At 64.3% G+C, this 23,373-nt stretch carries 23 protein-coding genes and 1 pseudogene; 17 read left to right on the forward strand and 7 right to left on the reverse strand.

Annotated elements, in window-relative coordinates; genetic code table 11:
• Positions 1-94: 94 nt before the first annotated feature.
• From VMP31_RS14435 to VMP31_RS14445, 3 genes are all read left to right on the forward strand, one after another.
• Positions 95-934, forward strand: coding sequence for a M90 family metallopeptidase (locus VMP31_RS14435; RefSeq protein WP_325508251.1), 840 nt, complete (start codon positions 95-97; stop codon positions 932-934).
• A 78-nt stretch (positions 935-1,012) separates the two neighbouring features.
• Positions 1,013-1,540, forward strand: a complete 528-nt coding sequence (gene ppa, locus VMP31_RS14440) for an inorganic diphosphatase (protein ID WP_325508253.1) — start codon at positions 1,013-1,015, stop codon at positions 1,538-1,540.
• Between the two features lie 217 nt (positions 1,541-1,757).
• A complete protein-coding gene (locus tag VMP31_RS14445) occupies positions 1,758-2,528 on the forward strand; it encodes a sulfite exporter TauE/SafE family protein (protein ID WP_325508255.1) in 771 nt (256 codons plus the stop codon).
• 44 nt (positions 2,529-2,572) lie between these two features.
• On the opposite strand, the gene VMP31_RS14450 is transcribed toward VMP31_RS14445, so the two are convergent.
• The gene (locus VMP31_RS14450) at positions 2,573-3,577 is read right to left on the reverse strand and encodes an AraC family transcriptional regulator (protein ID WP_325508257.1); all 1,005 of its coding nucleotides are present in this window, start codon (positions 3,575-3,577) and stop codon (positions 2,573-2,575) included.
• 169 nt (positions 3,578-3,746) lie between these two features.
• Between VMP31_RS14450 and VMP31_RS14455 the strand changes: the two genes are divergently transcribed.
• The 6 genes from VMP31_RS14455 to VMP31_RS14480 all read left to right on the forward strand — a co-directional run bounded on the left by VMP31_RS14455 (position 3,747) and on the right by VMP31_RS14480 (position 7,491).
• Complete coding sequence (locus VMP31_RS14455; protein WP_325508259.1) at positions 3,747-4,601, forward strand: MaoC family dehydratase; 855 nt, start codon at positions 3,747-3,749, stop codon at positions 4,599-4,601.
• 92 nt (positions 4,602-4,693) lie between these two features.
• Positions 4,694-5,014: a nucleotide pyrophosphohydrolase gene (locus VMP31_RS14460; RefSeq protein WP_325508261.1), complete on the forward strand. Its 321-nt coding sequence runs from the start codon at positions 4,694-4,696 to the stop codon at positions 5,012-5,014.
• Entirely contained in the window at positions 5,007-5,756 is a 750-nt protein-coding gene (locus VMP31_RS14465; RefSeq protein ID WP_325508263.1) for a methyltransferase, read from the forward strand. Before VMP31_RS14460 ends, VMP31_RS14465 begins: the two co-directional genes overlap by 8 nt.
• A 29-nt stretch (positions 5,757-5,785) precedes the next feature.
• Positions 5,786-6,379 (forward strand): DUF4136 domain-containing protein, encoded by a 594-nt coding sequence (locus VMP31_RS14470; RefSeq protein ID WP_325508265.1) that lies wholly within the window; start codon positions 5,786-5,788, stop codon positions 6,377-6,379.
• A 24-nt stretch (positions 6,380-6,403) separates the two neighbouring features.
• On the forward strand, positions 6,404-6,967 hold the full coding sequence (locus tag VMP31_RS14475) for a DUF4136 domain-containing protein (protein ID WP_325508268.1): 564 nt from the start codon (positions 6,404-6,406) through the stop codon (positions 6,965-6,967).
• Positions 6,968-7,002: 35 nt separating this feature from the next.
• The gene (locus VMP31_RS14480; protein WP_325508270.1) at positions 7,003-7,491 is read left to right on the forward strand and encodes a GNAT family N-acetyltransferase; all 489 of its coding nucleotides are present in this window, start codon (positions 7,003-7,005) and stop codon (positions 7,489-7,491) included.
• Positions 7,492-7,715: 224 nt separating this feature from the next.
• Here VMP31_RS14480 and VMP31_RS14485 read toward each other — a convergent pair whose 3' ends face one another.
• A complete protein-coding gene (locus VMP31_RS14485; RefSeq protein ID WP_325508272.1) occupies positions 7,716-8,615 on the reverse strand; it encodes a LysR family transcriptional regulator in 900 nt (299 codons plus the stop codon).
• A 99-nt stretch (positions 8,616-8,714) separates the two neighbouring features.
• Here VMP31_RS14485 and VMP31_RS14490 point away from each other — a divergent pair, with 99 nt between their 5' ends.
• Both VMP31_RS14490 and VMP31_RS14495 read left to right on the forward strand, forming a co-directional pair.
• Positions 8,715-9,587 (forward strand): MBL fold metallo-hydrolase, encoded by an 873-nt coding sequence (locus VMP31_RS14490; RefSeq protein WP_325508274.1) that lies wholly within the window; start codon positions 8,715-8,717, stop codon positions 9,585-9,587.
• A gap of 159 nt (positions 9,588-9,746) precedes the next feature.
• Positions 9,747-10,196 (forward strand): DMT family transporter, encoded by a 450-nt coding sequence (locus VMP31_RS14495; protein WP_325508276.1) that lies wholly within the window; start codon positions 9,747-9,749, stop codon positions 10,194-10,196.
• Between the two features lie 55 nt (positions 10,197-10,251).
• Here VMP31_RS14495 and VMP31_RS14500 read toward each other — a convergent pair whose 3' ends face one another.
• A complete protein-coding gene (locus VMP31_RS14500; RefSeq protein WP_325508278.1) occupies positions 10,252-11,190 on the reverse strand; it encodes an SdiA-regulated domain-containing protein in 939 nt (312 codons plus the stop codon).
• A gap of 405 nt (positions 11,191-11,595) precedes the next feature.
• Here VMP31_RS14500 and VMP31_RS14505 point away from each other — a divergent pair, with 405 nt between their 5' ends.
• From VMP31_RS14505 to VMP31_RS14520, 4 genes are all read left to right on the forward strand, one after another.
• Complete coding sequence (locus VMP31_RS14505) at positions 11,596-13,083, forward strand: SulP family inorganic anion transporter (protein ID WP_325508280.1); 1,488 nt, start codon at positions 11,596-11,598, stop codon at positions 13,081-13,083.
• A 91-nt stretch (positions 13,084-13,174) separates the two neighbouring features.
• Positions 13,175-14,026: a universal stress protein gene (locus VMP31_RS14510; protein WP_325508282.1), complete on the forward strand. Its 852-nt coding sequence runs from the start codon at positions 13,175-13,177 to the stop codon at positions 14,024-14,026.
• A gap of 140 nt (positions 14,027-14,166) precedes the next feature.
• Positions 14,167-15,288, forward strand: coding sequence for a GGDEF domain-containing protein (locus tag VMP31_RS14515; protein ID WP_325508284.1), 1,122 nt, complete (start codon positions 14,167-14,169; stop codon positions 15,286-15,288).
• Positions 15,289-15,353: 65 nt separating this feature from the next.
• Positions 15,354-16,484 carry a GGDEF domain-containing protein gene (locus tag VMP31_RS14520; RefSeq protein ID WP_325508286.1) on the forward strand — a complete coding sequence of 377 codons (1,131 nt, stop codon included), beginning with the start codon at positions 15,354-15,356 and terminating at the stop codon, positions 16,482-16,484.
• Between the two features lie 40 nt (positions 16,485-16,524).
• On the opposite strand, the gene VMP31_RS23405 is transcribed toward VMP31_RS14520, so the two are convergent.
• The 4 genes and pseudogenes from VMP31_RS23405 to pbpC form a co-directional block, all read right to left on the reverse strand.
• Complete coding sequence (locus VMP31_RS23405; protein ID WP_414705463.1) at positions 16,525-17,262, reverse strand: methyl-accepting chemotaxis protein; 738 nt, start codon at positions 17,260-17,262, stop codon at positions 16,525-16,527.
• A 132-nt stretch (positions 17,263-17,394) separates the two neighbouring features.
• A pseudogene (locus VMP31_RS23410) lies at positions 17,395-18,456 on the reverse strand (HAMP domain-containing protein); the annotation flags it as partial.
• 117 nt (positions 18,457-18,573) lie between these two features.
• Positions 18,574-19,323 (reverse strand): substrate-binding periplasmic protein, encoded by a 750-nt coding sequence (locus VMP31_RS14530; protein WP_325508290.1) that lies wholly within the window; start codon positions 19,321-19,323, stop codon positions 18,574-18,576.
• Between the two features lie 224 nt (positions 19,324-19,547).
• Entirely contained in the window at positions 19,548-21,884 is a 2,337-nt protein-coding gene (gene pbpC / locus VMP31_RS14535; RefSeq protein WP_325508292.1) for a peptidoglycan glycosyltransferase PbpC, read from the reverse strand.
• A gap of 413 nt (positions 21,885-22,297) precedes the next feature.
• Here pbpC and VMP31_RS14540 point away from each other — a divergent pair, with 413 nt between their 5' ends.
• Both VMP31_RS14540 and VMP31_RS14545 read left to right on the forward strand, forming a co-directional pair.
• Positions 22,298-23,041, forward strand: coding sequence for a hypothetical protein (locus tag VMP31_RS14540; protein ID WP_325508294.1), 744 nt, complete (start codon positions 22,298-22,300; stop codon positions 23,039-23,041).
• Positions 23,042-23,064: 23 nt separating this feature from the next.
• The gene (locus VMP31_RS14545) at positions 23,065-23,364 is read left to right on the forward strand and encodes a hypothetical protein (RefSeq protein ID WP_325508296.1); all 300 of its coding nucleotides are present in this window, start codon (positions 23,065-23,067) and stop codon (positions 23,362-23,364) included.
• Positions 23,365-23,373: the final 9 nt, after the last annotated feature.

A 23,373-nucleotide genomic window follows, 5' to 3' on the forward strand; every position in this document is an offset into this window, starting at 1 on the left:
GCTATCACCCTGGTCTGTGCAGCCTTTATGCCGACTTGCCCCCTCACCGCGGCCCGGCTTAAGGTGAGCGCTCTCTACAGCCCGAGCAGAATCCATGTGGTCGTTACGCGCCTGGCGTCGCCAGCGCATCCTTGCCCGTCATCCAGTTGCCGCCGCAACCTGGAGCGAAGTGCTGCGGCGTCTGCCCCTGCTGGATGGTCTCACCCCGGATGAACTGCAGCGCCTACAGGCCCGCGCGGTGCTGTTTCTGCATAACAAACACCTTAGCGCCCTGCCCGGCGTCGAACTAGAGCGCAGCGACCGCCTGTTGCTGGCGGTGCAGGCCGAGTTGCCACTGCTGCACCTGGCTGACCTCGATTGGTACCAGGGTTTTCATGAAATCGTCCTCTACCCGGACGACTTCGTCAGCCCGCAGCGCCACCGCGACGCCAGCGGCGTGGTGCATGAATGGGATGGCGAACATAGCGGCGAAGCCTGGCAGCAAGGCCCGGTGATCCTCGCCTGGCCGGGCGTGCAGGCCAGCGGCGGCTGGGACGGCTACAACCTGGTGATCCACGAGCTGGCGCACAAGCTGGACATGCTTAACGGCAGCGCCAATGGCCTGCCGCCGCTGCACCGCAACATGCGTATCAGCGACTGGGCCGAGGCCATGCAGAGTGCCTTCGATCGGTTCAATGCCCAGCTAGACGCCGACCCGCAGGCCGAAACCGCCATCGACCCTTACGCCGCCGAAGACCCCGCGGAGTTCTTCGCAGTGACCAGCGAATACTTCTTCAGCGCCCCGGACCTGCTGAGCGATGCCTTCCCGGCGGTCTACGCGCAGCTTGCGCTGTTCTACCGCCAGGACCCGCTGGCCCGCCTGCAGGCGCTGCAAAAGGACCACCCCGACTATCGCGACAGACCAAAAGGCCAACACATCGCGACCAAAGGCTAGGCATCCCGACATAGCAACGACGGGGGAATATGCCTATAATCGCGCCACTTTTTTGGCCCACCCCTCGGGAGTCGCCCCATGAGCTACAGCAAGATCCCTGCCGGTAAAGACCTGCCGAACGACATCTACGTTGCCATCGAGATCCCGGCTAACCACGCGCCGATCAAATACGAAATCGACCACGACATCGATTGCCTGATGGTCGACCGTTTTATGGCCACCCCGATGTTCTACCCGGCCAACTACGGCTTTATCCCGCACACCCTGGCTGACGACGGTGACCCCCTCGACGTGCTGGTCGTTACCCCCTATCCGGTGGCTCCAGGCTCGGTTATCCGCGCCCGTCCAGTTGGCGTGCTGCACATGAGCGACGAAGCCGGCGGCGACGCCAAGCTGGTTGCCGTGCCGCACGACAAACTTACCGTGCTGTACAAAGACATACAGGAATACACCGACCTGCCCCCGCTGCTGATCGAGCAGATCAAGCACTTCTTCGAGAACTACAAAGATCTCGAGAAAGGCAAATGGGTCAAGGTCGAAGGCTGGGGCGGCGCTGAAGAAGCCCGCGGTCTGATTCTGAAGGCGGTCGCGGCTTACCAAAAATAAGCTGGGACTACCCCCTAAAAGCCGGCCACAAGCCGGCTTTTTTATGTCTGCCATCCATGGCAACCACCCTTCAGGCCGTCGCTGCGCGACGTTAAAAATGGCTCCCGGCTATTTTTTTATGCCTGCAATTTAACCATCCATGCGCCAACCACCTTGGTCGACTTGGCCCCACCGCGCTCGCTGGTTAAGCTGCTGACCTTTTGCCCGAGCCTTTGCCATGCCTATGTCCGAGATTCTGCTGCTGGTGCTTGCCGGGTTTGCTGCCGGGGGGATGAATGCCCTGGCCGGTGGCGGCACGTTTTTCTCCTTTCCGGCGCTGCTTGCTGCCGGCCTGCCGCCGGTAACGGCCAATGCCACCAATGCGGTGGCGTTATGGCCGGCCAGTCTGGCTGGGGCCTGGGCGGCGCGAGGATCGCTGCGGCCGTTGGGGCGTTATCTGCTGCCCTTGCTGGCGGCCGGGCTGGCAGGTGGCCTGCTGGGCGGGCTGTTGCTGCTGGTTGGCGGCGATGCGGTGTTTGCCAAGCTGATTCCCTGGCTGCTGCTGGCCGCCACCGCGCTGTTTGCCGCCAGCCCCTGGCTTAGTCGCTGGCTGGCGGCCCGCCGCGCCGAAGCCGCGCAACCGCCGCACGGCCCGCTGTCGCTGGGCGCGCATATCGGCGTGTCGATCTATGGCGGCTATTTCGGCGCGGGCATGGGCATTCTGCAGTTGGCGGCGTTCTCCATTGAGGGCCACCCGCTGGCCCGCGCCAATGCCTTGAAGAACCTGATTTCGGCGGTGATCTACAGCGTCGCCAGCATCACTTTTATCCTTGCCGGACGGGTCAGCTGGTACGAGTTGGCGGTGCTGCTGGTGGGGGCAACGCTGGGCGGCTATGCCGGTGGCGCGCTGGGCCAGCGTCTGCCGGCCAAGCTGCTGCGGGTGCTGGTGATCGGTGTGGGCAGCGGGATGACCGCCTATTACTTCTGGGTCACCTATTTCGCTCGGTAGTCGCTGCGCACCTGCTGCATGGGCGTCGGTGCGCACGGCACGCCCTACTCGGCTTGGCCGCCCTTGCCGCGTTTACGGAATTCCACCGGCGTCTCGCCGACCCAGCGTTTGAAGGCGCGGTAGAAGGTGCTCGGTTCGGAGAAACCGGTGCGTTCGACTATCACCTCGATGCGCTCGTCGGTATTGAGCAGCAGGTCCTTGGCCAGGCGGCAGCGGTAATCGGTGATCAGGTCGTTAAAGCGCACCCCGGCCATGGCCAGGCGCTCGCGCAGCCGCCGCGCCGGCATATTCAGGCGCGCCGCGACTTGCTCCAGGGTGGCCCCGTTGTCGACCAGCAGTTCGCCGATCAACTCACGCACCTTGCGCACCAGGTCCAGCCGTTCGACCTCGGCCAGCTGCCGACGCGCCAGGGACTCGTGCATGCGCAGCAGCTCGGGAGCGGCGTGGCGCGAGGTTTTGTCCAGCACCGCGGCATTGAACACCAAGGTGTAGCGCTCACAGCCGAACCGCGCCGGGCAGCCATACACCTGCTGGTAAAGCTCAGCGGGTGCACCCTCGGTATGGATAAACTGCACTTCGTAGGGGATAAAGTCGCCTTCGGTGAGGGCCGCGAACAGGCGGATCACCGCACCAGCGAGCATTTCCGGAAAATGCCGCGGCGTACCCGGAGCCAGGCCGAGCACCATCACCGCGCGCTCGCCCTGCACTTCCAGGCGGGCATTGAGGGTGTCGGAGAGCAAGCGGATATAGCGCAAGGCATGCCGCAGCCCTTCGCCGAAGGTCTCGCTGGAGAGAAACAGGTATTCCAGCAGCAGGCCATGGAAGGCCGGCAGATGCTGGGCCAGATACAGCCCCACATGCTCTTCGCCGCATTCGTCGATGGCGGCCTTCCAGAACATCGCCTGGGCCGAATGGGGGAAGCGCCCGGCGGGTAAACCACCAGGCGGCAGGCCGACGCGCGCCAGCACCCGATCAGGATCGGTTCCGCTGGCACGCAAGGCATCGAGCACCGGGCGCATCAGCGCCACATCGTCAGTCAGGTCACGCATTTTCTAGGAGTTCTTGTTATCCGCGAGGCGCGGCCATCTTAGGCGGCTTTAGCCCTCTGGCTCAAGGCGCGATGACGATTGACTGGCCTGCCAACCGTCGGCACGATGCGGCCAATGCACTCTGCCGTTGGCCGACTAAGCTGCTGCCACCCGCTCAGAGGAGTTTGCCATGGCCATCGACTGGCTCGATCTACCCGCCCCATCCGCCCTGCCTGGCCTGTTTGCCCGCGCCGCCCTGCGCCGTAGCGTCACCGGGCGCAGCCTGCCGACTGTCGGCCTGCGCTGCCAGATCAACGTCGACCCGGCGCACCTGGCGCGCTACCGGCAGATCTGCGGTTTTCGTGACGACGGCCTGCTGCCCGCGCCCTATCCGCATATCCTGGCCTTTGCCCTGCAGATGCAACTGCTCACCGATAAGCGCTTCCCCTTTCCGCTGCTTGGCCTGGTGCACCTGGAGAACCGTATCCGCGTGATACGCCCGCTCGGCGGCCTGGGGCCCTTCACCGTCAGCGTGCAGGTGCAGAACCTGCAACCCCACGACAAGGGCGTGACCTTCAGCCTGATCACCCAGTTGCACGACCAGCTCGGCCTGCTCTGGGAAGGCGACAGCCGTATCCTCTGCCGCGCCCTGCGTCTGGGCAGCGCAATAGCGGAGCGTGAAGCCGCCGCCGAATTGCCGCAAACCACCCTCGCCCACTGGCAGGCCCCGGCGAATATCGGCCGGCGTTATGCGCGCGCCGCCGGCGACTACAACCCGATTCATCTGTCGGCGCTCAGCGCCAAGCTGTTCGGCTTCCCGCGCGCCATTGCCCACGGCCTGTGGAACAAGGCGCGGGCAATGGCCGAACTCAGCGAGCACCTGCCCAGCGCGGGCTATCAGGTGGAGGTGCGTTTCCAGAAACCGGTGCTGCTGCCCGCCGCCGTGCGCCTGCTGGCCAGCGAGCCGGCCGCCAGCGGCCAGTTCAGCCTGCTCGGTGCGGACGACCTGCCGCATATGCAAGGCAGCTGGCAGCCGCTTGACTGAAATACCCCGCACGGCTGCCGGTAACTGCCGGCAGCCGCTTGCACAGCGCTGATGAACCCCCGAAGCTATGCTCCTCTTTGCAGGAGCGCCTGATGAACCTCGCCGAACTGACCGCCCGCATGCATGCCATTCGTGATCACAACGACTGGCGGCAATTCCACAGCCCGAAGAACCTGGCCATGGCCGCCAGCGTGGAAATGGCCGAGCTGGTGGAAATCTTCCAGTGGCTGACCGAGGCGCAGTCACGCCAACTGAGCGCCGAACAGCTCGCCCACGCAGGCGAGGAAATCGGCGATATCGTCCTCTATCTGGTGCTGCTGTGCGGCGAACTAGGCCTGGACATGCAGCAGGTGGTACGCGCCAAACTCGCCGATAACGAAAGACGCTTTCTCGGGAGCGCGCGCAATGACTGATCGGCATTTCGACGAGCTGGCCACCCGCTTTGCCGAGAAGATCTACGGCGGGGCCAAGGGCGCAATCCGCCTCGCGGTGCTCCAGGCCGACCTGGCCGAAGCCCTGCCCGACAAGCCGCTGCGAGTGCTGGATATCGGCGCAGGCCTCGGCCATATGTCGCTATGGCTGGCCCAGCGCGGCCATGAGGTGACCCTGGCCGAACCCGCCGAACCCATGCTGATCGGGGCCCGCGAGCGTTTTGCCGCCGCCGGCCAGAGCGCGACCTTTATCCAGGCCCCCTGGCAGGACCTGCTCGGCCAGCTTGAGCGCCCCTATGACTTGGTGATCTGCCATGCCGTGCTGGAATGGCTGGCCGAGCCGCACAGCATCCTGCCTGTGCTGCATCAGCTCTGCGCGCCCGGCGGCTGGTTGTCGCTGGCGTTCTACAACAAGGACGCGCTGATCTACCGCAACCTGCTCAAGGGCCATTTCCGCAAACTGCGCAAGGCCGAGTTCGCCGGTGAGAAACAGAGCCTGACCCCACAGATGCCGCTTGATCCGCGCGAACTGGCGGCGCAACTTGAACCGCACTGGCAGGTCGAAAGCCAGAGTGGCGTGCGGGTGTTCCACGACTATATGCCGCAGCCCTTCCAGGCCAAGGCGGAGCTGCTCGACCTGGTGGAAATGGAGCTGGCCTACCGCCGCCATCCCAGCTTTGCCGGGCTGGGACGGTATTTGCACTGGGTCTGCCGGCCACGCTGATAGCCCTCTCACAGGAGGCCGAACCCTTGATGAAACGACTTGGCGCATTACTGCTACTGGCCACCCTCGCGGCCTGTCAGAGCCACAACCCTTATATCGCCGACAGCAAACCGCTGCCGCCGGCCCCGGCGCATATGCCCGGGCAGCTGGACCCTAGCGCCTACCCGGCAGCGCCGCGCGACTACGGCCGCTACCGCACCTGGAGCTGGCAACACCTACCCGCTGGGACGGCCTGGGCCAGCTCCGAGCAGGTGCAGGAGGCCCTGAGCAACGCCCTCGACCAACGCGGCCTGCGCCCGCATCGTGCAGGCGCAACCAGCGATCTGCGGGTCAGCGCCGAGCTGCGGCTGGAGCAGCGTATCCGCCAAGTCAGCGAACACTACGGCAGCCATTACGGGCACAGTCGTTATGGCGATGAGTACGGCATGTGGGGAAGCGCGCCGCTGGTGCGCAGCTATACGGAAGAGGTCATAGTGGTACGTATCGATCTGTTCGATGGCCGCGACGGCCAGCCGGTCTGGAGCGCCAGCGCCGAAACCCTCGCGGGCGGCAGCCAAAGTGAACGCGCCGCCGCGCTGCGCAACGCGGTACAACAGGCCCTGGCGGCGTATCCGCCAAACTGATTGCTGAACCCGAGGAGAGCACCCATGCGTGCATCACTGCTGTTACTGCCCCTGCTGCTGATCCTCAGCGCCTGCCAGACGCCGCAGCTCGAGCGCGACTTCGACCCCAACCGGGATTTCGCCGCTTATCGCAGCTGGAGCTGGCAGGAGCCGGCCGTGCAGTACAAACCCGATGACCCACGAATCAACAGCGACCTTACCGGCCAGCGGATTCGCGCCGCCGTGAGCGAGCAGCTCGACCAGCGCGGCCTGCGCCCTGCCGCCAGCGGCAGCAGCGGCGACCTCAAGGTGCAGGTGTGGCTGATCGTCGATAACCGCCAGCAGCAGGTCAGCACGCACTTCGGCGGCAGCTGGGGCGACCCCTGGCGCGGCGGTTTCTGGGGCGGCCCGAGCTATGTGGAAACCCGCACCCTCGACTACCAGGTCGGCACCCTGCAGATCGATCTGCTCGACGGCAAGGATGGCAAGCTGGTCTGGCGCGGCAGTGCCGAACAGATACTGCGCAACCGCCAGCCGAGCCCGGCGGAGCGCGAAACAGCGATCCGCGCCACAGTCGCCAAGGTGCTCAGCCAGTATCCTCCGCACTGACAAGCCAGCCCCTGCACCACTCAAGGATGACCGCTATGCCGCCCAGCTCGCCGCTTGACCATCGCGCCGCCACGGCCGATGACCTGAGCGAGATCGTCACCTTCGCGCAAAGCGCCGAGGAACTGTTCTTCTGCTACCCCAAAGCCGACTGGCCATTGAGTGTCGGCCAGCTGGCGGCGACCATGGCCGAACGCCGCGACAGCACCGTGGCGCTGCTCAACGGCCGGGTTGCCGGTTTCGCAAATTTCTACCAGTGGCAATACGGCGACTACTGCGCCCTGGGCAACCTGATGATCGCGCCCTGGGCCCGCGCCCAGGGTGTAGCCCATTACCTGGTGACGGCGATGGAGCAACTGGCCCGCGAGCACTACCACGCCAAGCGCATGCAGGTGTCCTGCTTCAACGCCAACAGCGCCGGCCTGCTGCTCTACCCGAAACTGGGTTACAGCCCCAGCGGCATAGTCGAACGCCGCGACCGCCAGCAGCAGCGCGTGGCCCTGATCCAGTTCGACAAGGCGCTCTAGCCGGGCGTTGCCAAGGCTATATATGGGCCGCTTGGGGAGAAGCGACGCGGCTTGCGCAGGCCGCAATAGGTGCGCGGGGCCGCCGAGGCCGTACGCACCAAGAGTCTGCAGCCGGCCCTGGTGCGCACGGCGCACCCTACGGGCGGGTGCCGTCACACCGATGCTCGCCACCGAACCCGTATGGATACTGATCTTGCGTGTTTCAAGCCCGGTGAGACTCGGCTTTAGATATCCCAATCCGGCCTATCGACCAATCGCTCCAGCAAAAAATCCAGCAAGACGCGCAATGTCGGCGGCATCTGCCGGCGCGTGCCGTAGAGGGCGTGGATGCCCAGTTCCTGCGGCTGGTAATCGGGCAACAGCTGCACCAGCGCGCCGGAGCGCAAATGGCCACCGACCGAGTAGCGCGGCTGCAGGCTGATCCCGCCACCGGCCAGGGCCGCCTCCAACAGCACCATCGACTCATTGGCGCTGAGGTTGCCGCTGACCGCTACGGCATGGGGCTCACCGGCGCGGCTGAACGCCCAGATGCTGCGACCGAAATAGGCGTAGCTCAGGCAGTTGTGCTGGCTCAGCTCGGCCAGATGCTGCGGCGTGCCATGTTTTTCCAGATAAGCCGGGCTGGCGCACACCACCGAACGGCACACCGCCAGTTGCCGGGCGATCAGGTTGGGGTCGAGTTGGTTGGTGATGCGCAGCGCCAGGTCGATACGCGCCTCCACCAGATTGACCGCCTGGCTGCCCACCAGCAGATCGACGCTGACCTGGGGATACAGACTGGTGAAATCGTTCAAGGCGTGCACTAGCCAGGCCTGGGCGAAGGATTGACTGCAGGCGATGCGCAGGTTGCCGCGCGGGGCTTCATTGCGGCCCTGGCTGACGCCCTGCATGGCCTCGGCCACGGCCAGCATCTCGCGGCACTGACCGAGCAACTGCTCGCCGGCACCGGTCAGGCTCAGCTTGCGCGTGGTGCGGTGCAGCAGGCGCGCGCCAACCCAGCCTTCCAGCTCGGCCAGATAGCGCGAAACCATCGCCCGCGACATCTCCAGCGCTTCGGCGGCCGCGGTCTGGCTGCCGCGCTCCACCACCTCGACAAATACCCGCGTAGCCATCAGTCGGTCCATAACTCGCTCGATATACGCAACAAATACGCACAGATTAAGGGGCTTTTTGATCGATTTAAAGCAACTAAGATCGCCTCACTTACTTAACAGGAGATCATCATGTCGATTCTTGGCCATATGCGCGGCCTGCTTGCCAGCGCCAGCCTGCTTACCCTTGCCACCACTGCCATTGCCCAGCCCCTGACCCTGGATGTCTATAACCCAGGCGACAAGGCAGTGTTCCCGGTGACCTCGACCCTGATCAGCGGCAAGCGCGATGTCATTCTGGTCGATGCGCAGTTCTCCACCCGCGAAGCGCAAGAATTGGTCGAGCGCATCCAGGCCAGCGGCAAGAACCTGACCACCATCTTTATCAGCCACGGCGACCCGGACTTCTACTTCGGCCTGGACACCCTGACCCGCGCCTTCCCCAAGACCAAGGTCCTGGCCACGCCGCCGACCATCGCCTATATCGAAAAAAGCCGCGAACCGAAGCTGGCCTACTGGGGCCCGATTCTCAAGGACACCGCGCCAGCCCGCACCCTGGTGCCGCAAGCCCTGCAAGGCGACCACCTGACCCTGGAAGGCCAGCGCATCGAACTGATCGGCCATGACCCCAAGCACACCAGCCTGTGGATCCCGAGCATCAAGGCGGTGGTCGGCGGCGTGCTGACCTACGCCAATATCCACCCCTGGATTGCCGATGCGCAAACCCCAGAAGCCCGTCAGGACTGGCTGAAATCCCTGGATGAGCTGCAAGCGCTGCAGCCGAAAACCCTGGTGCCGGGGCACTTTATGGGCCAGCCCAAGCTGAACCTGGATGACCTGCGCTTTACCCGCAACTACCTTAATGATCTCGAAGCCGCCCTGCCCAAGGCCAAGAACAGCCCGGCGCTGATCGAAGCGATGAAAGCCAAGTACCCGGACCTGCTCGACGCCAGCAGCCTGGAACTGAGCGCCAAGGTACTCAAGGGTGAAATGCAGTGGCCATAAACCACAGCCGCTGATTAGCAACGCATCACACGCAAAAGGCCTGGGTCAAAAACCCAGGCCTTTTGCGTGCGCTAAGCGGCAAGCTGGCCTGGTTGAGGCTGACGAGGCGGACAGCTTTTACGGCATACTCATCCGTCCTTGCCGTCCTGGAGATGCCCCATGCCTGCCCCGATCTGGTGGTTGATGGCCCTGCCATTCGTTGCCGGCGCTTGCTTGCCACTGCAAGCGGGAATCAACGGCCAATTGGCCAAACAGGTTTCCAGTGTGATGGCCGCCGCCCTGGTGTCCTTCGCGGTGGGCACCCTGGCGCTGCTGATTCTGGTAATGGCCCAGCGCGAATTTCCCAGCCTTGGTGCCTTGAAAGGCCTGAGCTGGTGGCACTGGAGCGGCGGCCTGCTGGGGGTGATGTTTATCGCCACCGCCGCCTTTGCCGGCCCCAAGGTCGGTGCGTTGCTGTTTATGGCACTGGTGATCGCCGGGCAGCTGAGCATGGCCCTGATCCTGGATCACTTCGGCTGGGCCGGCTTTCGCGAGGCTCCAATCAGCCTGGGCAAATTCGCCGGCCTGCTGCTGATCGTCGCGGGTATCTGGATGATCCGCCGCGGTTAGTCACGCTTAGCACAGATAAAGCCCAGGGCTGGTGCGCGCGACGCACCCTAGTCGGCTAGTCGCGCTCAAAGCGATAGAACAGATTAGGTTCGCTGACCAGATAAAGATTGCCCCGATCATCCAGGGTCAGGCCCTCGCCCTGGGGCACGCTGTCTTTCAACCCAGCAAAGCCGCTGAGCAGCGAGCGGAAGCTAATCAGCTTGCCATCTTCGGCATCCAGTTCGATCAGCACCTTGGACTCATCGCTAAGCAGGGCCAGATGCCCGGTCTGCTCGTCGTAGTGCACCGATGACAGGTCCGTGGCAAACACCTTGTGATCGATCCACGCCTGCCGGTCGATCACTTGCAGGTTGAAATCGCCCTGAACGCTGGATTTCAACCCGCGCACCTCATAAAGCTTGCGCGGCGAATGCTCCTTGACCACATACAGCCGATCCCTTTCCCGGTCGTAACCCGCGCCTTCAAAGCCCTGGTTGCCGCCCAGATCAATGCCCAGGGTCAACGCCCGATAGTCCTCACGAAACAAGGCACCGGGCTTGTCCGGCACCTCGACTACCACCAGCGCCTGGTCGCGCTCTTCAGTCAGCAACAGCAGGTTATCGCCCAGGTAGGTGATGCCTTCGACATCGCTGAAACCGCTCAGCGGATAACGCGCCAGCAACTCGCCGTCCTTGCTCATGGCCAGCAGCTCCTCGGGGTTATTGACCACCGCCCAGAGCTGATCACGCCCTTCGTCATAGGTCAGTCCGGAAAGGTTGTTGCTCACCCCGGCGACCGGCAGCGCATCGACCCGCACCCGGTACTCGGGCAACCACAGGCTGCGGTGCTCCCACTCACTCTCGTGCCAGGAAGTCTTGATCCAGAAATACAGACGGCTATCCAGGTGCCGCGCGGCTATCTGGTAAACCAGAACCAGCGCCAGCAACAGCAGCGCCCATTTCCATGGACTGATCAGAGGTAGCCGTCCTAGCCCCCCTTTCGCTGCGGACATCATAAATAGGCATTCTCGCGAGCTACGGGACCCACAGTCTGCCGGGCCTTTATGACAGGCCCGCGGCAGACAAGCTGCGGTTGTGAGTAGCGCCAGGGCGGGAAAGTTCCTGCCCGCCGCGCCAGCGCTGCCCAGGGCCCGCGTTTGTGTTAAGGTACGCGCCCTTTTCGCCCGAATGGATAGAGACAGGTCGATATGACACTGGCCCAACCATCGCGCTGGCTGCCTACGCCGCCATAGCGTTTCGCTCCCTCCCTGCATAGCCCGGCCGGTTTTCCCGTTGCCGTCGCATGCCCATGCGCGCCTGTGCTTTCAGCTCAGCGCCGCGCTCGTTGTAGCCCTTGATTTTTATTAACCCCATCCGCTGCCCTTGCGTGCACCTGCGGATCCCAGCCATTGGAATGCCCCATGCTGCAAAGCCTGAAAAACACCTGGTTGTTTAATATCCGCGGCGATGTACTCGCCGGTCTGGTGGTGGCGCTGGCGCTGATCCCGGAAGCCATCGCCTTCTCGATCATCGCCGGAGTCGACCCCAAGGTCGGCCTCTACGCCTCCTTCTGTATCGCCGTGGTGATTGCCTTTGTCGGCGGCCGCCCAGGCATGATCAGCGCCGCCACCGGGGCCATGGCCCTGCTGATGGTGACCCTGGTGAAAAACCACGGCCTGGAATACCTGCTGGCAGCGACCCTGCTGACCGGGGTGCTGCAGATCGGTGCCGGTTACCTCAAGCTCGGCTCACTGATGCGCTTTGTCTCGCGCTCGGTGGTCACCGGCTTCGTCAACGCCCTGGCGATTCTGATCTTTATGGCCCAGCTGCCGGAGCTGACCAACGTCACCTGGCACGTCTATGCCATGACTGCCGCGGGCCTGGGCATCATCTACCTGTTCCCCTATGTACCGAAGCTCGGCCAGCTGATCCCCTCACCGCTGGTGTGCATCATTGTTCTGACTGGCGTGTATATGTACACCGGCATGGATATCCGCAGCGTCGGCGATATGGGCGAGCTGCCAGACACCCTGCCGATTTTCCTCTGGCCTGAAGTCCCACTGACCTTCGAGACTCTGGTAATCATCTTCCCCTACGCCGCCGCTCTGGCCGTGGTCGGCCTGCTGGAATCGATGATGACCGCCACCATCGTCGATGACCTGACCGACACCACCAGCGACAAGAACCGTGAGTGCAAGGGGCAGGGCATTGCCAATATCGCCTCCGGCCTGCTTGGCGGTATGGCCGGCTGCGCGATGATCGGCCAGTCGATCATCAACGTGAAATCCGGCGGCCGTGGTCGTCTGTCCTCGCTAACGGCAGGTGTGGTGTTGCTGCTGATGGTGGTGTTCCTTAGCGAGTGGGTCAGCCAGATCCCCATGGCCGCGCTGGTGGCGGTGATGATCATGGTGTCGATCGGTACCTTCAGCTGGGACTCGATCCGTAACCTGAAGAAATTCCCGCTCTCCACCAATATCGTCATGCTCGCCACCGTGGCAGTCACCGTCTTCACTCACAACCTCGCCTACGGCGTGTTCGTCGGCGTGCTGCTGGCGGCGATGTTCTTCGCCAACAAGATCGGCCACTTCCTCTATATCAACTCGGAAACCGACAACGAAGACCGTCAGCGCACCTACAAGGTGGTCGGCCAGGTGTTCTTCAGCTCCGCAGACAAGTTTGTCGCGGCCTTTGATTTCAAGGAAGCCGTTGCTAAGGTGGTGATCGACCTGTCCCGCGCGCACTTCTGGGATATCACCGCAGTGGCGGCCCTGGACAAGGTGGTAATCAAGCTGCGCCGCGAAGGCACCGAGGTGGAAATACTGGGCCTGAACGAAGCCAGCGCCACCATCGTCGACCGCTTTGGCGTACACGACAAAGAGAACGCCAGCGACCTGCTGTCGGGCCACTGACGGGCATACCCACCGCCCTTGTCCGTACCCCGGAGGGAGAAGGACAGGGGCGGTCGTCGCTACGCGACTTTCACACTATATGGAGAACACCATGTCCCAGGTTATGGCTTGCATCGATGGTTCCCTGTCTTCCCCAGCGGTATGCGACTACGCCGCCTGGGCCAGCCTGCGCCTCGACGCGCCGCTGACCCTGCTGCACGTACTGGATCACAAGCAGTACCCGCCGCTGAGCAACCTCTCCGGCAATATCACCCTGGGCAGCCGCGAGCAGCTGCTGCAGGATCTGGCCGACCTCGACCAGCAACGCAGCACCCTGGCCCTTGAGCAGGGCCGCCTGGCGCTGGAAGCGGCCAAGCAGCGCGCCCAGCGCGATGGCGTCAACAACCCGCAATTGCGCCAGCGTCACGGTGACCTGGTGACCTGCCTCGGCGAGCTGGAGCAGGACATCCGCCTGCTGGTGATCGGTCGCCAGGGCGAGACCAGCGACAACCTCAGCCAGTTGGTGGGCAGCCATCTGGAAAGCGTGATCCGCACCCTGCACCGGCCGATCCTGGTCACCCCGGGCCAGTTCCAGGCCCCGCGAAGCCTGATGCTGGCCTTCGATGGCAGCCCGACCTGCCACAAGGGCATCGACATGCTCGCCGCCAGCCCGTTGTTCAAGGGTCTGCCGATCCATGTGCTGATGGTCGGCGCGGACACCGGCCCAGCCTGGGAACAGCTCAAGGAGGCCGAGCAGCGCCTGGTCAAGGGCGGCCATGAGGTGCAACTGGCGATTCGCGCCGGCGAGGTCGAACCGACCCTGCACGCCTATCAGCTCGAACAGGGCATCGACCTGCTGGTAATGGGGGCCTACGGCCATTCGCGGATCCGCCAGTTCCTGGTTGGCAGCACCACCAGCCACCTGCTGCGCACCAGCACCAGCCCGCTGCTGATCCTGCGCTAAACGCAGCAGGCGTCTGACACGGCGGCGCGGCGCGCCGCACAAACAGCCGTATATGCCGCCCGTCTGCAGTGGCCATTTGACAGTGCGTTTCATGCTGCAGCAGTTATGCTCAGGCTACCGCCTATCTGTGATCACAGGCCATGACTGACTCCACCACCCCTCGCCAGCCCCAGGCCTTTGCCATATGGCGTGAAGCTCAGGACACGCGCAGCCGTTCGACCCTGGGCGGTATCTATTACCTGCTGGCCTGGCTACTGACCTGGCTCTTCAGCACCACCCCCATGACCCAGCTCGGCCTGGGCCTGGCCGTTGCCGCCCTGTTCGCCCTGCTGCTGGCGCTGCGCCTGCTGCACCGCCTGCCCAGCGAACAGAGCCCGGAGGTCATGCAGCGCTGGCTCAACCGGCATTGGGGGCTGATTCTGTTCACCGCCCTGAGCTGGGGCTTGATCCATGCCCTGGTGCTGAGCCAACCCCTGCTGAGCAGCAGCGCCACCATCGCCACCCTCAGCACCGTCGCCTTCGGCACGGCCATGGGCTTCAACTTCGCAATGCGCCGAGGCCGCGCCATCCTGGCCCTGTTGCTGATCTACCTGCCGGGCCTGCTGGTTATGGCCCTGGCCTGGGGCGAGCAGCGGGCTACCCTGATCACCCTCGCCGCCTACCTCAGCTACCTGCTGCTGGCCCTCAACCGCAGCCATCGCGAATACCACGCCACCCTGGCCCTGGAGCTCAAGCTGCTGGAACAACAGGAGTCGCTGGAAGTGCTTAGCCGCACCGACAGCCTGACCCAGCTGGGCAATCGTCATCAGTTCAACAGCCTGTTCCCGGTGATGGTCGCCAACGCCCAGCGGCAGAGCGACCCGCTGTCGCTGGTACTGCTGGATATCGACTTTTTCAAACAGGTCAACGATATGCATGGCCATGCCTGTGGCGATGCCTGCCTCAGCGCCTTTGCCGAGCGCATGCGCCAGGTGTTCCGCCGCGACAGCGACGCCCTGTTGCGCCTGGGTGGCGAAGAGTTTGGTGTGCTGATGCCCAATACCCCGCTGGAGAAAGCCTGTCAGCTGGCAGAAAGCTTTCGCCTGGCGCTGGCCCAAAAGGGTTTCGACATCGACGACAACTGCCTGCCGCTGACCGCCAGCCTCGGCGTCGGCTGCTTCGACCCACAGCGCGATCACAACGCCGAAGCCTTCTTCAAACGTGTCGACGACGCCCTCTACCTGGCCAAAGGCATGGGCCGCAACCGCCTGCAACTGGCCTGAGGCCACCCAAGGCAAATAGCAATCACCCGGCTAGACTCACTGGGTGACCGTGCGAGTAGCTGCCGATGACGCCGATATCCGCGGCAACCGGCCCCCGCCTAAGGCTCTGGCGGGAGGCGAGCGATACCCATGTCCGTTCCCGATTCGGCGGCTATTACTACCTGCTCGCCTGGGCCATGCTCTGGCTAACCAGCAGCAACCCCGAGCAGAACCTCTTGATCTGGAGCGGCGGCGGTCTGCTGTTACTGGTGTTCTTTATCCTGCGCAGCCGTCAGCGCCCCGCCGAACACCTGCAGCCGGCGCAGTTGCAGCGCTGGCTGGACCGGCGCTGGACCCTTCTGTTGCTGCAGTCACTGGCCTGGGGCCTGATGCTCGGGGGCATCCAGCTGTACCCCGGGATTATCGCCTCGCATCTGGTGGCCATGCTTTGCGTGGTGGTGTTCGGCACCGCCCTGGCGTTCACCTACCCGATGCGCACGGCGCGCTGCGCCCTGGCCATCCTGCTGACCTACCTGCCCAGTACCGCAATCAAGATCCACCTGGGCATCGGCGATATCGGCGGGTCGGTGGCTCTGGTGCTCTACCTGGGCTATCTGGCCCTGCTCCTGTATCGCTGGAACCACGAGTACCGTATCGGCCTCGAGCGCGAGTTACGCCTGCTGCAACAGGGCGAACAGCTGGACCGCCTCAGCCGCACCGATGCCCTCACCGGCCTGAACAACCGCTACCAGTTCAACGCCCTGCTGCCCAACTGGCTGGCCAGCGCGCGCAGGCAGAACGGCGCGCTGGCGCTGGTGCTGCTGGATATCGACTTCTTCAAGAAGATCAACGACCAGTTCGGCCACCGCGCTGGCGACCTCTACCTGCAAGCTTTCGCCGAGCGCATGCGCCAGGTGTTCCGCCGTGACAGCGATATCCTCCTGCGCCTGGGCGGCGAGGAGTTTGCCGTGCTGATGCCCGACACCAGCCTGGAGCAAGCCATGGCCCTGGCCGAGCACTTTCGCGCCGAGCTCACCGAGCAACCGTTGCAGGTGCAGAGCCCGAGCCAGGCGCAACACCTGCCGCTGACCTGCAGCCTCGGTGTCGGTACCTTCCAGCCGCTCTGCGACGACTCTGCCGAGGCCTTCTATACCCGGGTCGACAACGCCCTCTACCGGGCCAAGGCCGCAGGGCGCAACCGTCTGGAGCTGGCCTGAGGTGCGCCGCCTGGCAGGCCGCTGGTAGCGCGAATAACCTCTACAAGCGAAAACTGCCCATCTGCTTGGCCAGATCATCGGCCAGGCCGCGCAGGGTCTGGCAGTCCTCTTTACACACCTGCACCTCACCGGCGGTGGCATGCGCCAGATCGGCGATGCCCTGCACGTTGCGATTGATCTCTTCGGTCACCGATGACTGTTCCTCGGTGGCAGCTGCCACCTGGGTGTTCATATCGCTGATGCGCTCCACCTGTTCGGTGATGGCGCTGAGCGATTGGCCGGTGCGCTGGCTGGCCTCGACCCCGGTGCCGGTAGCGGCTTGGCCTGCGTGCATGGAGCTGACGGCGGTCTCCGCACCCTGTTTCAGGCGGGCGATCATCTGCTGGATCTCATCGGTGGAGGCCTGGGTGCGCCGGGCCAGGGTGCGCACCTCGTCCGCCACCACGGCAAAGCCGCGGCCCTGCTCGCCGGCACGGGCGGCTTCGATCGCCGCGTTCAGCGCAAGCAGATTGGTCTGCTCGGAAATGCCACGAATCACCGCCAACACCTGGTCAATGGAGGCCACCTGGGTGGCCAGCTGAGCGACCGCCGTGGCGGCGTCGCCAATTTCCGCCGACATATGTTCGATATGGCCAATCGACTGCCCCACCACTTCGCGGGCCCGCTGCGCCTCGTTGCGGGCGCTTTGCGATGCCTGGGCGGCGCTGCTGGCGTTACGGGCGATTTCCTGCACGGTCAGGCCCATCTCATGCACCGCAGTGGCGACCATATCGGTCATTTCCTGCTGCTGGCTGGAACGCCCGGCGGTGTTGTCCACCACCTGCGCCACCTGGCTGACCGAGGCGCGCAGGCGCTCACTGGTCGCCAGCACATCGCTGATCAGGCTGCGCTGGCCGCCAATAAAGCGGTTGAAGCCGCGCGCCAGGTCGCCCAACTCATCGGCGCGGGACTCATCCAGACGCCGGGTCAGATCGCCGCCGCCACCGCCGATTTCCACCAGGGCGCTGGTGACCTGACGAATCGGCCGTACCAGACCGCGCGCCAGCAGCACCACCAGGCCGAGAAACAGCAGGGCTACGCCCAGGCCGATAACGCTGGTCATCAACAGGGCCTGGCGCGCCTCGGCATAGATCTCGGCTTCCGGCACCTCGCTGACCAGCAACCAGTCCAGGCTGGTGAGCTTCTGCGCCACCGCCAGATAGGTTTCGCCGTCGCGCTCGAAGCGCACGGCCTTGCCGTCGCCACCCAGTAACGCCTGGGCCGAAGCGCTGCCAAACAGCTCGGCCAAACGCCCGCTGCCGCTCAGTTCCGCCTGCGGATGGACCTTGATATCGCCGCCGGCATCGATCAGAAACACCTGGCCGCGCTCACCAAAGCGAAAGTCGCGGATCATTTCCGACATGGCTTTCAGGCTGAAACCCAGGCCGGAGACGCCGAGGGTTTTACCGCCCTGCTTGATCCGCTGGTTGATAAACAGGGTGGGCAGCCGGGTGCCCTTGTCGATGTCGATTTCCAGCACGCGGTCGCGGCTGCTATCGACCAGGTTGTAGAACCACTGGTTCTCCGGCTGATCGCGGCTGATGACCCGCGCCAGGCCCTCGCCGGTGGTGTAGTTGCCGCTGGCGAGCACGGCAATCGAGGTGGTCATGGCATTCTGCTGCGCACGCACCCCTTCCAGATAACGGGCCATGGCATCGCGCTGCTCGGGATCTTCACCTGCGGCCAGCCAATCCTGCACCAGGGTGTTCTCGGCGATGCCGGCATTGGCGGTAATGGGGCCGCTCAGTACCCGTTCCAGATCGTTGCGGATCGCCAGGACCCGGGCCGGCAGTGCTTCCTCGACCAGGTAGCGCTCGGTGAGGCGGTTGACCACCGCCGAGTACACTCCCACCACGATCAGAATGCTGGCCAGCAGGGCCGCGCCCATGCTGAGAATCAGTTGCCACTGGATACTGCGCCGCCAGAGCTTCATGGTGGGTTACCCCTAATTGTTATTGGAATACGCAGGCATTGGACACATAACTGTATACAAAATACAAGCCGCAATCCGACAAGCTGCCTGGCGACCGCTGCACGGCGCACCTTGTACTTATGGCGAAGTGACAGCCGGTTGCGGCAGCCACTGCTGCTGAATGCGGGCCAGGTTGCCATCGTCAGCCATCTGCTCCAGGGCCTGCTGCCAGCGCTGCACCAGCTGCACGTCGGTGGCTTTGGAAAAGACGATATAGCTGCTGCTCTGCATAAAGCTGTAGAGGCGCTTGAGGTCGTCCATGGAAGCCCCCACCTCGGCCACCAGGCTCGGCAGCAGCTGGTCTTCATAGACCAGCACGGGCACCCGGCCATACAGGGTCATACGCAGCACCTCATGGGGCTTGGGTTGCAGAATCAGGTTGGTAAACCCCTCCTTCTGCAGAAACTGGTGCGAATACCAGTCCCGCGGCACGGCGATGCCGGCAGCCCGCTTGGCATCCTCCAGACTGGCGATGCGCAGGCCACTGCCACGGCGGGCATAGAAGCTGGTGGTGGTCGAGACCAGCGGGCCGACCCAGTGAAACAGCGGCTCGCGCTCAGGAGTACGCACAGCCACAAACAGGCCAACATTGGCCTTGCCCTGTACCTGCCGGTAACCTCGCGCCCAGGGCACCACACGAATGCTCGCGCTGTCGCCGGTACGCCGCAACAGCTCACGCACCACCTCACTGGCCAGACCATCGGCCTGGCCGTCGCGGCTAAAGTTGAGCGGTGGATTTTCCTCGGTGTACAGCTGCAACTCCGCCGCCATGGCCAAGGGGCAGCCAAGCAGCGAGATGCACAACAGGCGCAAGGCCCAACAAACCATAATTACCCCACCCACTATGCGTCGGCCCCGTTGCGCGCTACACCCGTACCTGAGCCGTCCAGCCGGAGCAGTGCCGAAAGGACAGGCAAAAGCCCGCGGCGCGCTGCAGCGAACCGCAGGCCACGGACACAGGACGATTCAATTGGCCTCAGTGTAGTTGAACCAACAAATCCGCCCGCACGGCATTGCCCATGGCCAACTCTATGCCCTGCGCGGGTGCGCGCTCAATCCAGCACACGAAACTGCAGCCGCGCGGTATGCCCGCTTTCATCCAGCACGCTCAACTGATAGTCACCGGGGCGGCTAAAGCGCTGGTTGATGGCGCTGCCGGCCAGGCTTTGGGCCACCGGTTGGCCATCGACAAACCACCAGTGTCGGCCGCTGCCGCCCAGGGCCGTAAGGCGCAAACGCAGGGGCTCGGTGGTGCCGGCTGGGCGGCGCAGGCGATCGCCTTCACGCACCCCGACGATGGAAAGCGGCGCGACCGCTGGCGCACTCTGCGGCGGGCAAGCCGGATCGACGGCCGGCAGCCGCGCACTGCGCCGCTCACGACGCGGCAGCCAGGGCTCCAGAGGTGCGGGCCATAGGGCCAGGCTATGGCGCGCGGCACCCGGGCAGGCGGCATCGACGCGTAAACCCTGTGGGTTAAGCCAGAGATGCTCCTGCAGCCCCAGCCCCAGTGGCTGATCCTGCGCCTGCAAGGTCGGCGGCACGGTGCCGGCCAGGGTCCAGGCGAAACGCTGACGCCGGCAGTTGGGGTCGCTGCGTGGCAGGGCCTGACCCAGCGGCCAGCAGATCGCCGCCACGCCCACTGCGGCGGGTTGTGCCTCCGGCTTAGGGGCAATGCCGCGCTGGCTGTCGCGGTTGGCCAACAGGTCGTGCACCTGCAGCAGCAGGGGCGCGGCCGAGGCCAGGCCGAACTGACCGGGCACCGGGGTGCCATCCGGGCGGCCGATCCACACGCCGATCACATAGCGCGGGGCCACGCCAATCGCCCAGGCATCGCGAAAGCCGTAACTGGTGCCCGTCTTCCAGGCGAGGGTCGGGCGCTGCACCAGCTGCGCCCGCGGGTCGCGGTCCGGCCGCGCCTGACCGCTGAGGATGCGCCGCACTATCCAGGCAGCCCCCGGCGACAGCAGGCGACGCTCCAGCAGTTCGTCCTGTGGCTGAAAACGCAGACGCGCCGCCTTGCCGCCCCGGGCAAAGGCGCTGTAACCACTGACCAGCTCCTCCAGGCGACTGCCGGCACCGCCGAGGATCAATGCCAGATTGGGTTCGGCCAGCGGCGGCAACAGCAACGGCACGCCAGCGCTGCGCAGCTCACCGGCAAAGCGCTTCGGTCCATAGGCTTCCAGCAGCTGCACGGCGGGCAGGTTAAGCGAGCTGGCCAAAGCCTCACTGGCCGACACCGCGCCACTGAAACCGGCTGCGAAATTGCCCGGGCGGTAATCGCCGTAACGCCGCGGCACATCCTGCAGCAGGGATTCGGAATGGATCAGCCCCTCGTCCAGGGCCATGCCGTAAAGAAAGGGTTTCAGGGTCGAACCGGGCGAGCGCACCGCGCTGACCATATCGACATGGCCGAAGCGCTTGGCATCGCCGATATCCACCGAGCCCAGGTAGGCCCGCACCGCCATACTCGGCTGCTCGACCACCAGAATCGCTGCCGAGGTACGCTCCGGCAGCCGCGCCCGCCAGCCCAGCAGCAGGTCTTCCAGGCGGCGCTGCAGGGCGGCGTCCAGGGTGGTGTGGATCAATGGCGGGCTACCGGCGCGATTTAGCCGTCGCGCCAGCAAGGGGGCCAGGCTGGGCTCCTGACGCGGCGCGAGAAGCACCGGCTCCTGCAGCGCATCGGTGATCGCCGACTGTGGCCACACGTCGAAACTGGACAACCGCTTGAGCACCTTATCCCGCGCCGCCTGGGCGCGCTCAGGGTGACGGTCCGGGCGCAAGCGGCTGGGCGCTTGCGGCAGTACCGCGAGCAAGGCCGCTTCGGCCCGGGTCAGCTGGCGCGGCGACTTGCCCAGATAAGCCCAGCTGGCCGCCGCCACGCCCTGCAAGGTGCCACCGAAGGGCGCGCGATTAAGGTACAGGGTGAGAATCTCGTCCTTGGACAGATGCCACTCCAGCTGCGCGGTGCGCCACAGCTGCTTGAGCTTGCCGCTATAGCTGCGCGCATGGGGATCGAGCAGCCGCGCCACCTGCATCGACAGGGTGCTGCCGCCGGATAGCACCCGCCCACCGCGCAGGTTCTGCCAGGCCGCACGGCCCAGGGCCAGCGGGTTGACCCCGGGATGGCGATAGAACCAGCGGTCCTCGTAGGTCAGCAGCGCATCCAGATAATAGGGCGAAACCTCACTGGGGCTGACCGGGTAACGCCATACACCATCGCGGTCGGCGAAACGCCACAACGGCGTACCGTCCTCGGCCAACACCACCCGGGCCAGATCGTCTGCAGGCAGGGGCAGCGGAAACAGGCGGTCGGCGCTCCACAGCAGGGCCGGCAATAGTAAGAACCACCAGCCACGCGACACTCCCCACTGTGGGGGCTTGTCACCCATGACCGCGCCTATCCGCAAGCGCTCACCCAGCCATCCTTTCCAGGGTTTATACATGGAGCCCAACACCTCGACAGACAGTCGCCGCCAATAAACCATCACAAAGCAACCACTTATCGGATCGGCGTCAAATTTACATATTTCAGCTTTGAAGCAGCTTTACAAGGCCCAGGCTCAGGCCTAAATCAATATCACAGTGATATCAAAATCATGGCGCGCTTCAGGTCAATGGCGCGCAAAAGATAGGCCTTAACCTCAGCCGTAGCATCTGAAACCAGAGGGTAGCGCGCAAGGTGAAAACTCACCTGGGTTTCATCCCGCGCACTATAGGCAGGCCCGCCCGGGAAAATCATCGACAGATTGGTTGCTCACGGTTGCAGGCAGGGTGCTCTTACTCTCAAAGCAGGGCATTGATCATGATCCGCTACTCCTCAGGAATACAGAGACCGCACTTCTGCGCAACGGCTGCGGTAATTGCAACCGCGCGCTGGCGCAACCTCACAATTCTCGCACCGACAGCCCTGCTGTCGACGGCCTTACTCGGGATAAGTGCACCGGTGCTGGCCGATCATGATCCCGAGCACAGCATTGCCAACCTAAAAGGCGGCCTCGGTGCCCTTGAGCAACGGGTATGGGACTGCGAGCGCGGGGTGAATGGCAAATGTCCGGGAACCAAGGGCGACACTGGCGAGACCGGCCCCACAGGACCGCAGGGCGAAACCGGTGCACAGGGGCCACAGGGTGAAACCGGGGCAACCGGTGCCCAGGGCCCGCAAGGCGAGACCGGACCCACCGGCGCGCAGGGCGAAACCGGCGCACAAGGACCACAGGGTGAAACCGGGGCAACCGGTGCTCAGGGCCCGCAAGGCGAGGCCGGACCAGAGGGTCCAGTGGGCCAGCAAGGCGGTACCGGCCTGGCCGAATGGGAACGTATGCCCAACACCTGCATCGGCAATACGACGACCATTACCTGCACGGCAACCTGCAGTGAAGGCAAATTCATCCTGGGTGGCGGCGTGGGCTACACCTCCGGCGCTACCTGGCAGGTCAATCAAAGCTATCCACTCTCCGATTCGAGCTGGACAGCAACGTTAAGTAAATCAGGGGGAGCAACGGCAATTACTGTTATGGCTTACGCCATCTGCGCCTTTACCAATTAACACGGCAACCCAGGAGGTTAGTCATGAGCAGATATGTGATTCCAATCTGGAGCGTTCTGGTGCTGCTAAGCGGTCCGGCTATGGCCGGACATTGCGACACCGAGATTATCGAGGCGCAAGCTGCGCTCAACCAGGCCTATCAGATCGGGGCTAATGTCCACGATGCCGTATCGGCATTACTAGACTCTGCCGCAGCGGCTTGTAGCCAGGAGGAAATGTATTTGGCCACAGCAGAGATCGACTCGCCCATGCAGGAACCCGACTATGTCTCGGTCGGCCAGTCCATGCTGATCAATGTCACCCAGCTGATCAGCGGCCAGTAACTGTTGCCG

The organism is Pseudomonas sp., assembly GCF_035512415.1.
Taxonomy (GTDB): Bacteria; Pseudomonadota; Gammaproteobacteria; order Pseudomonadales; family Pseudomonadaceae; genus Aquipseudomonas.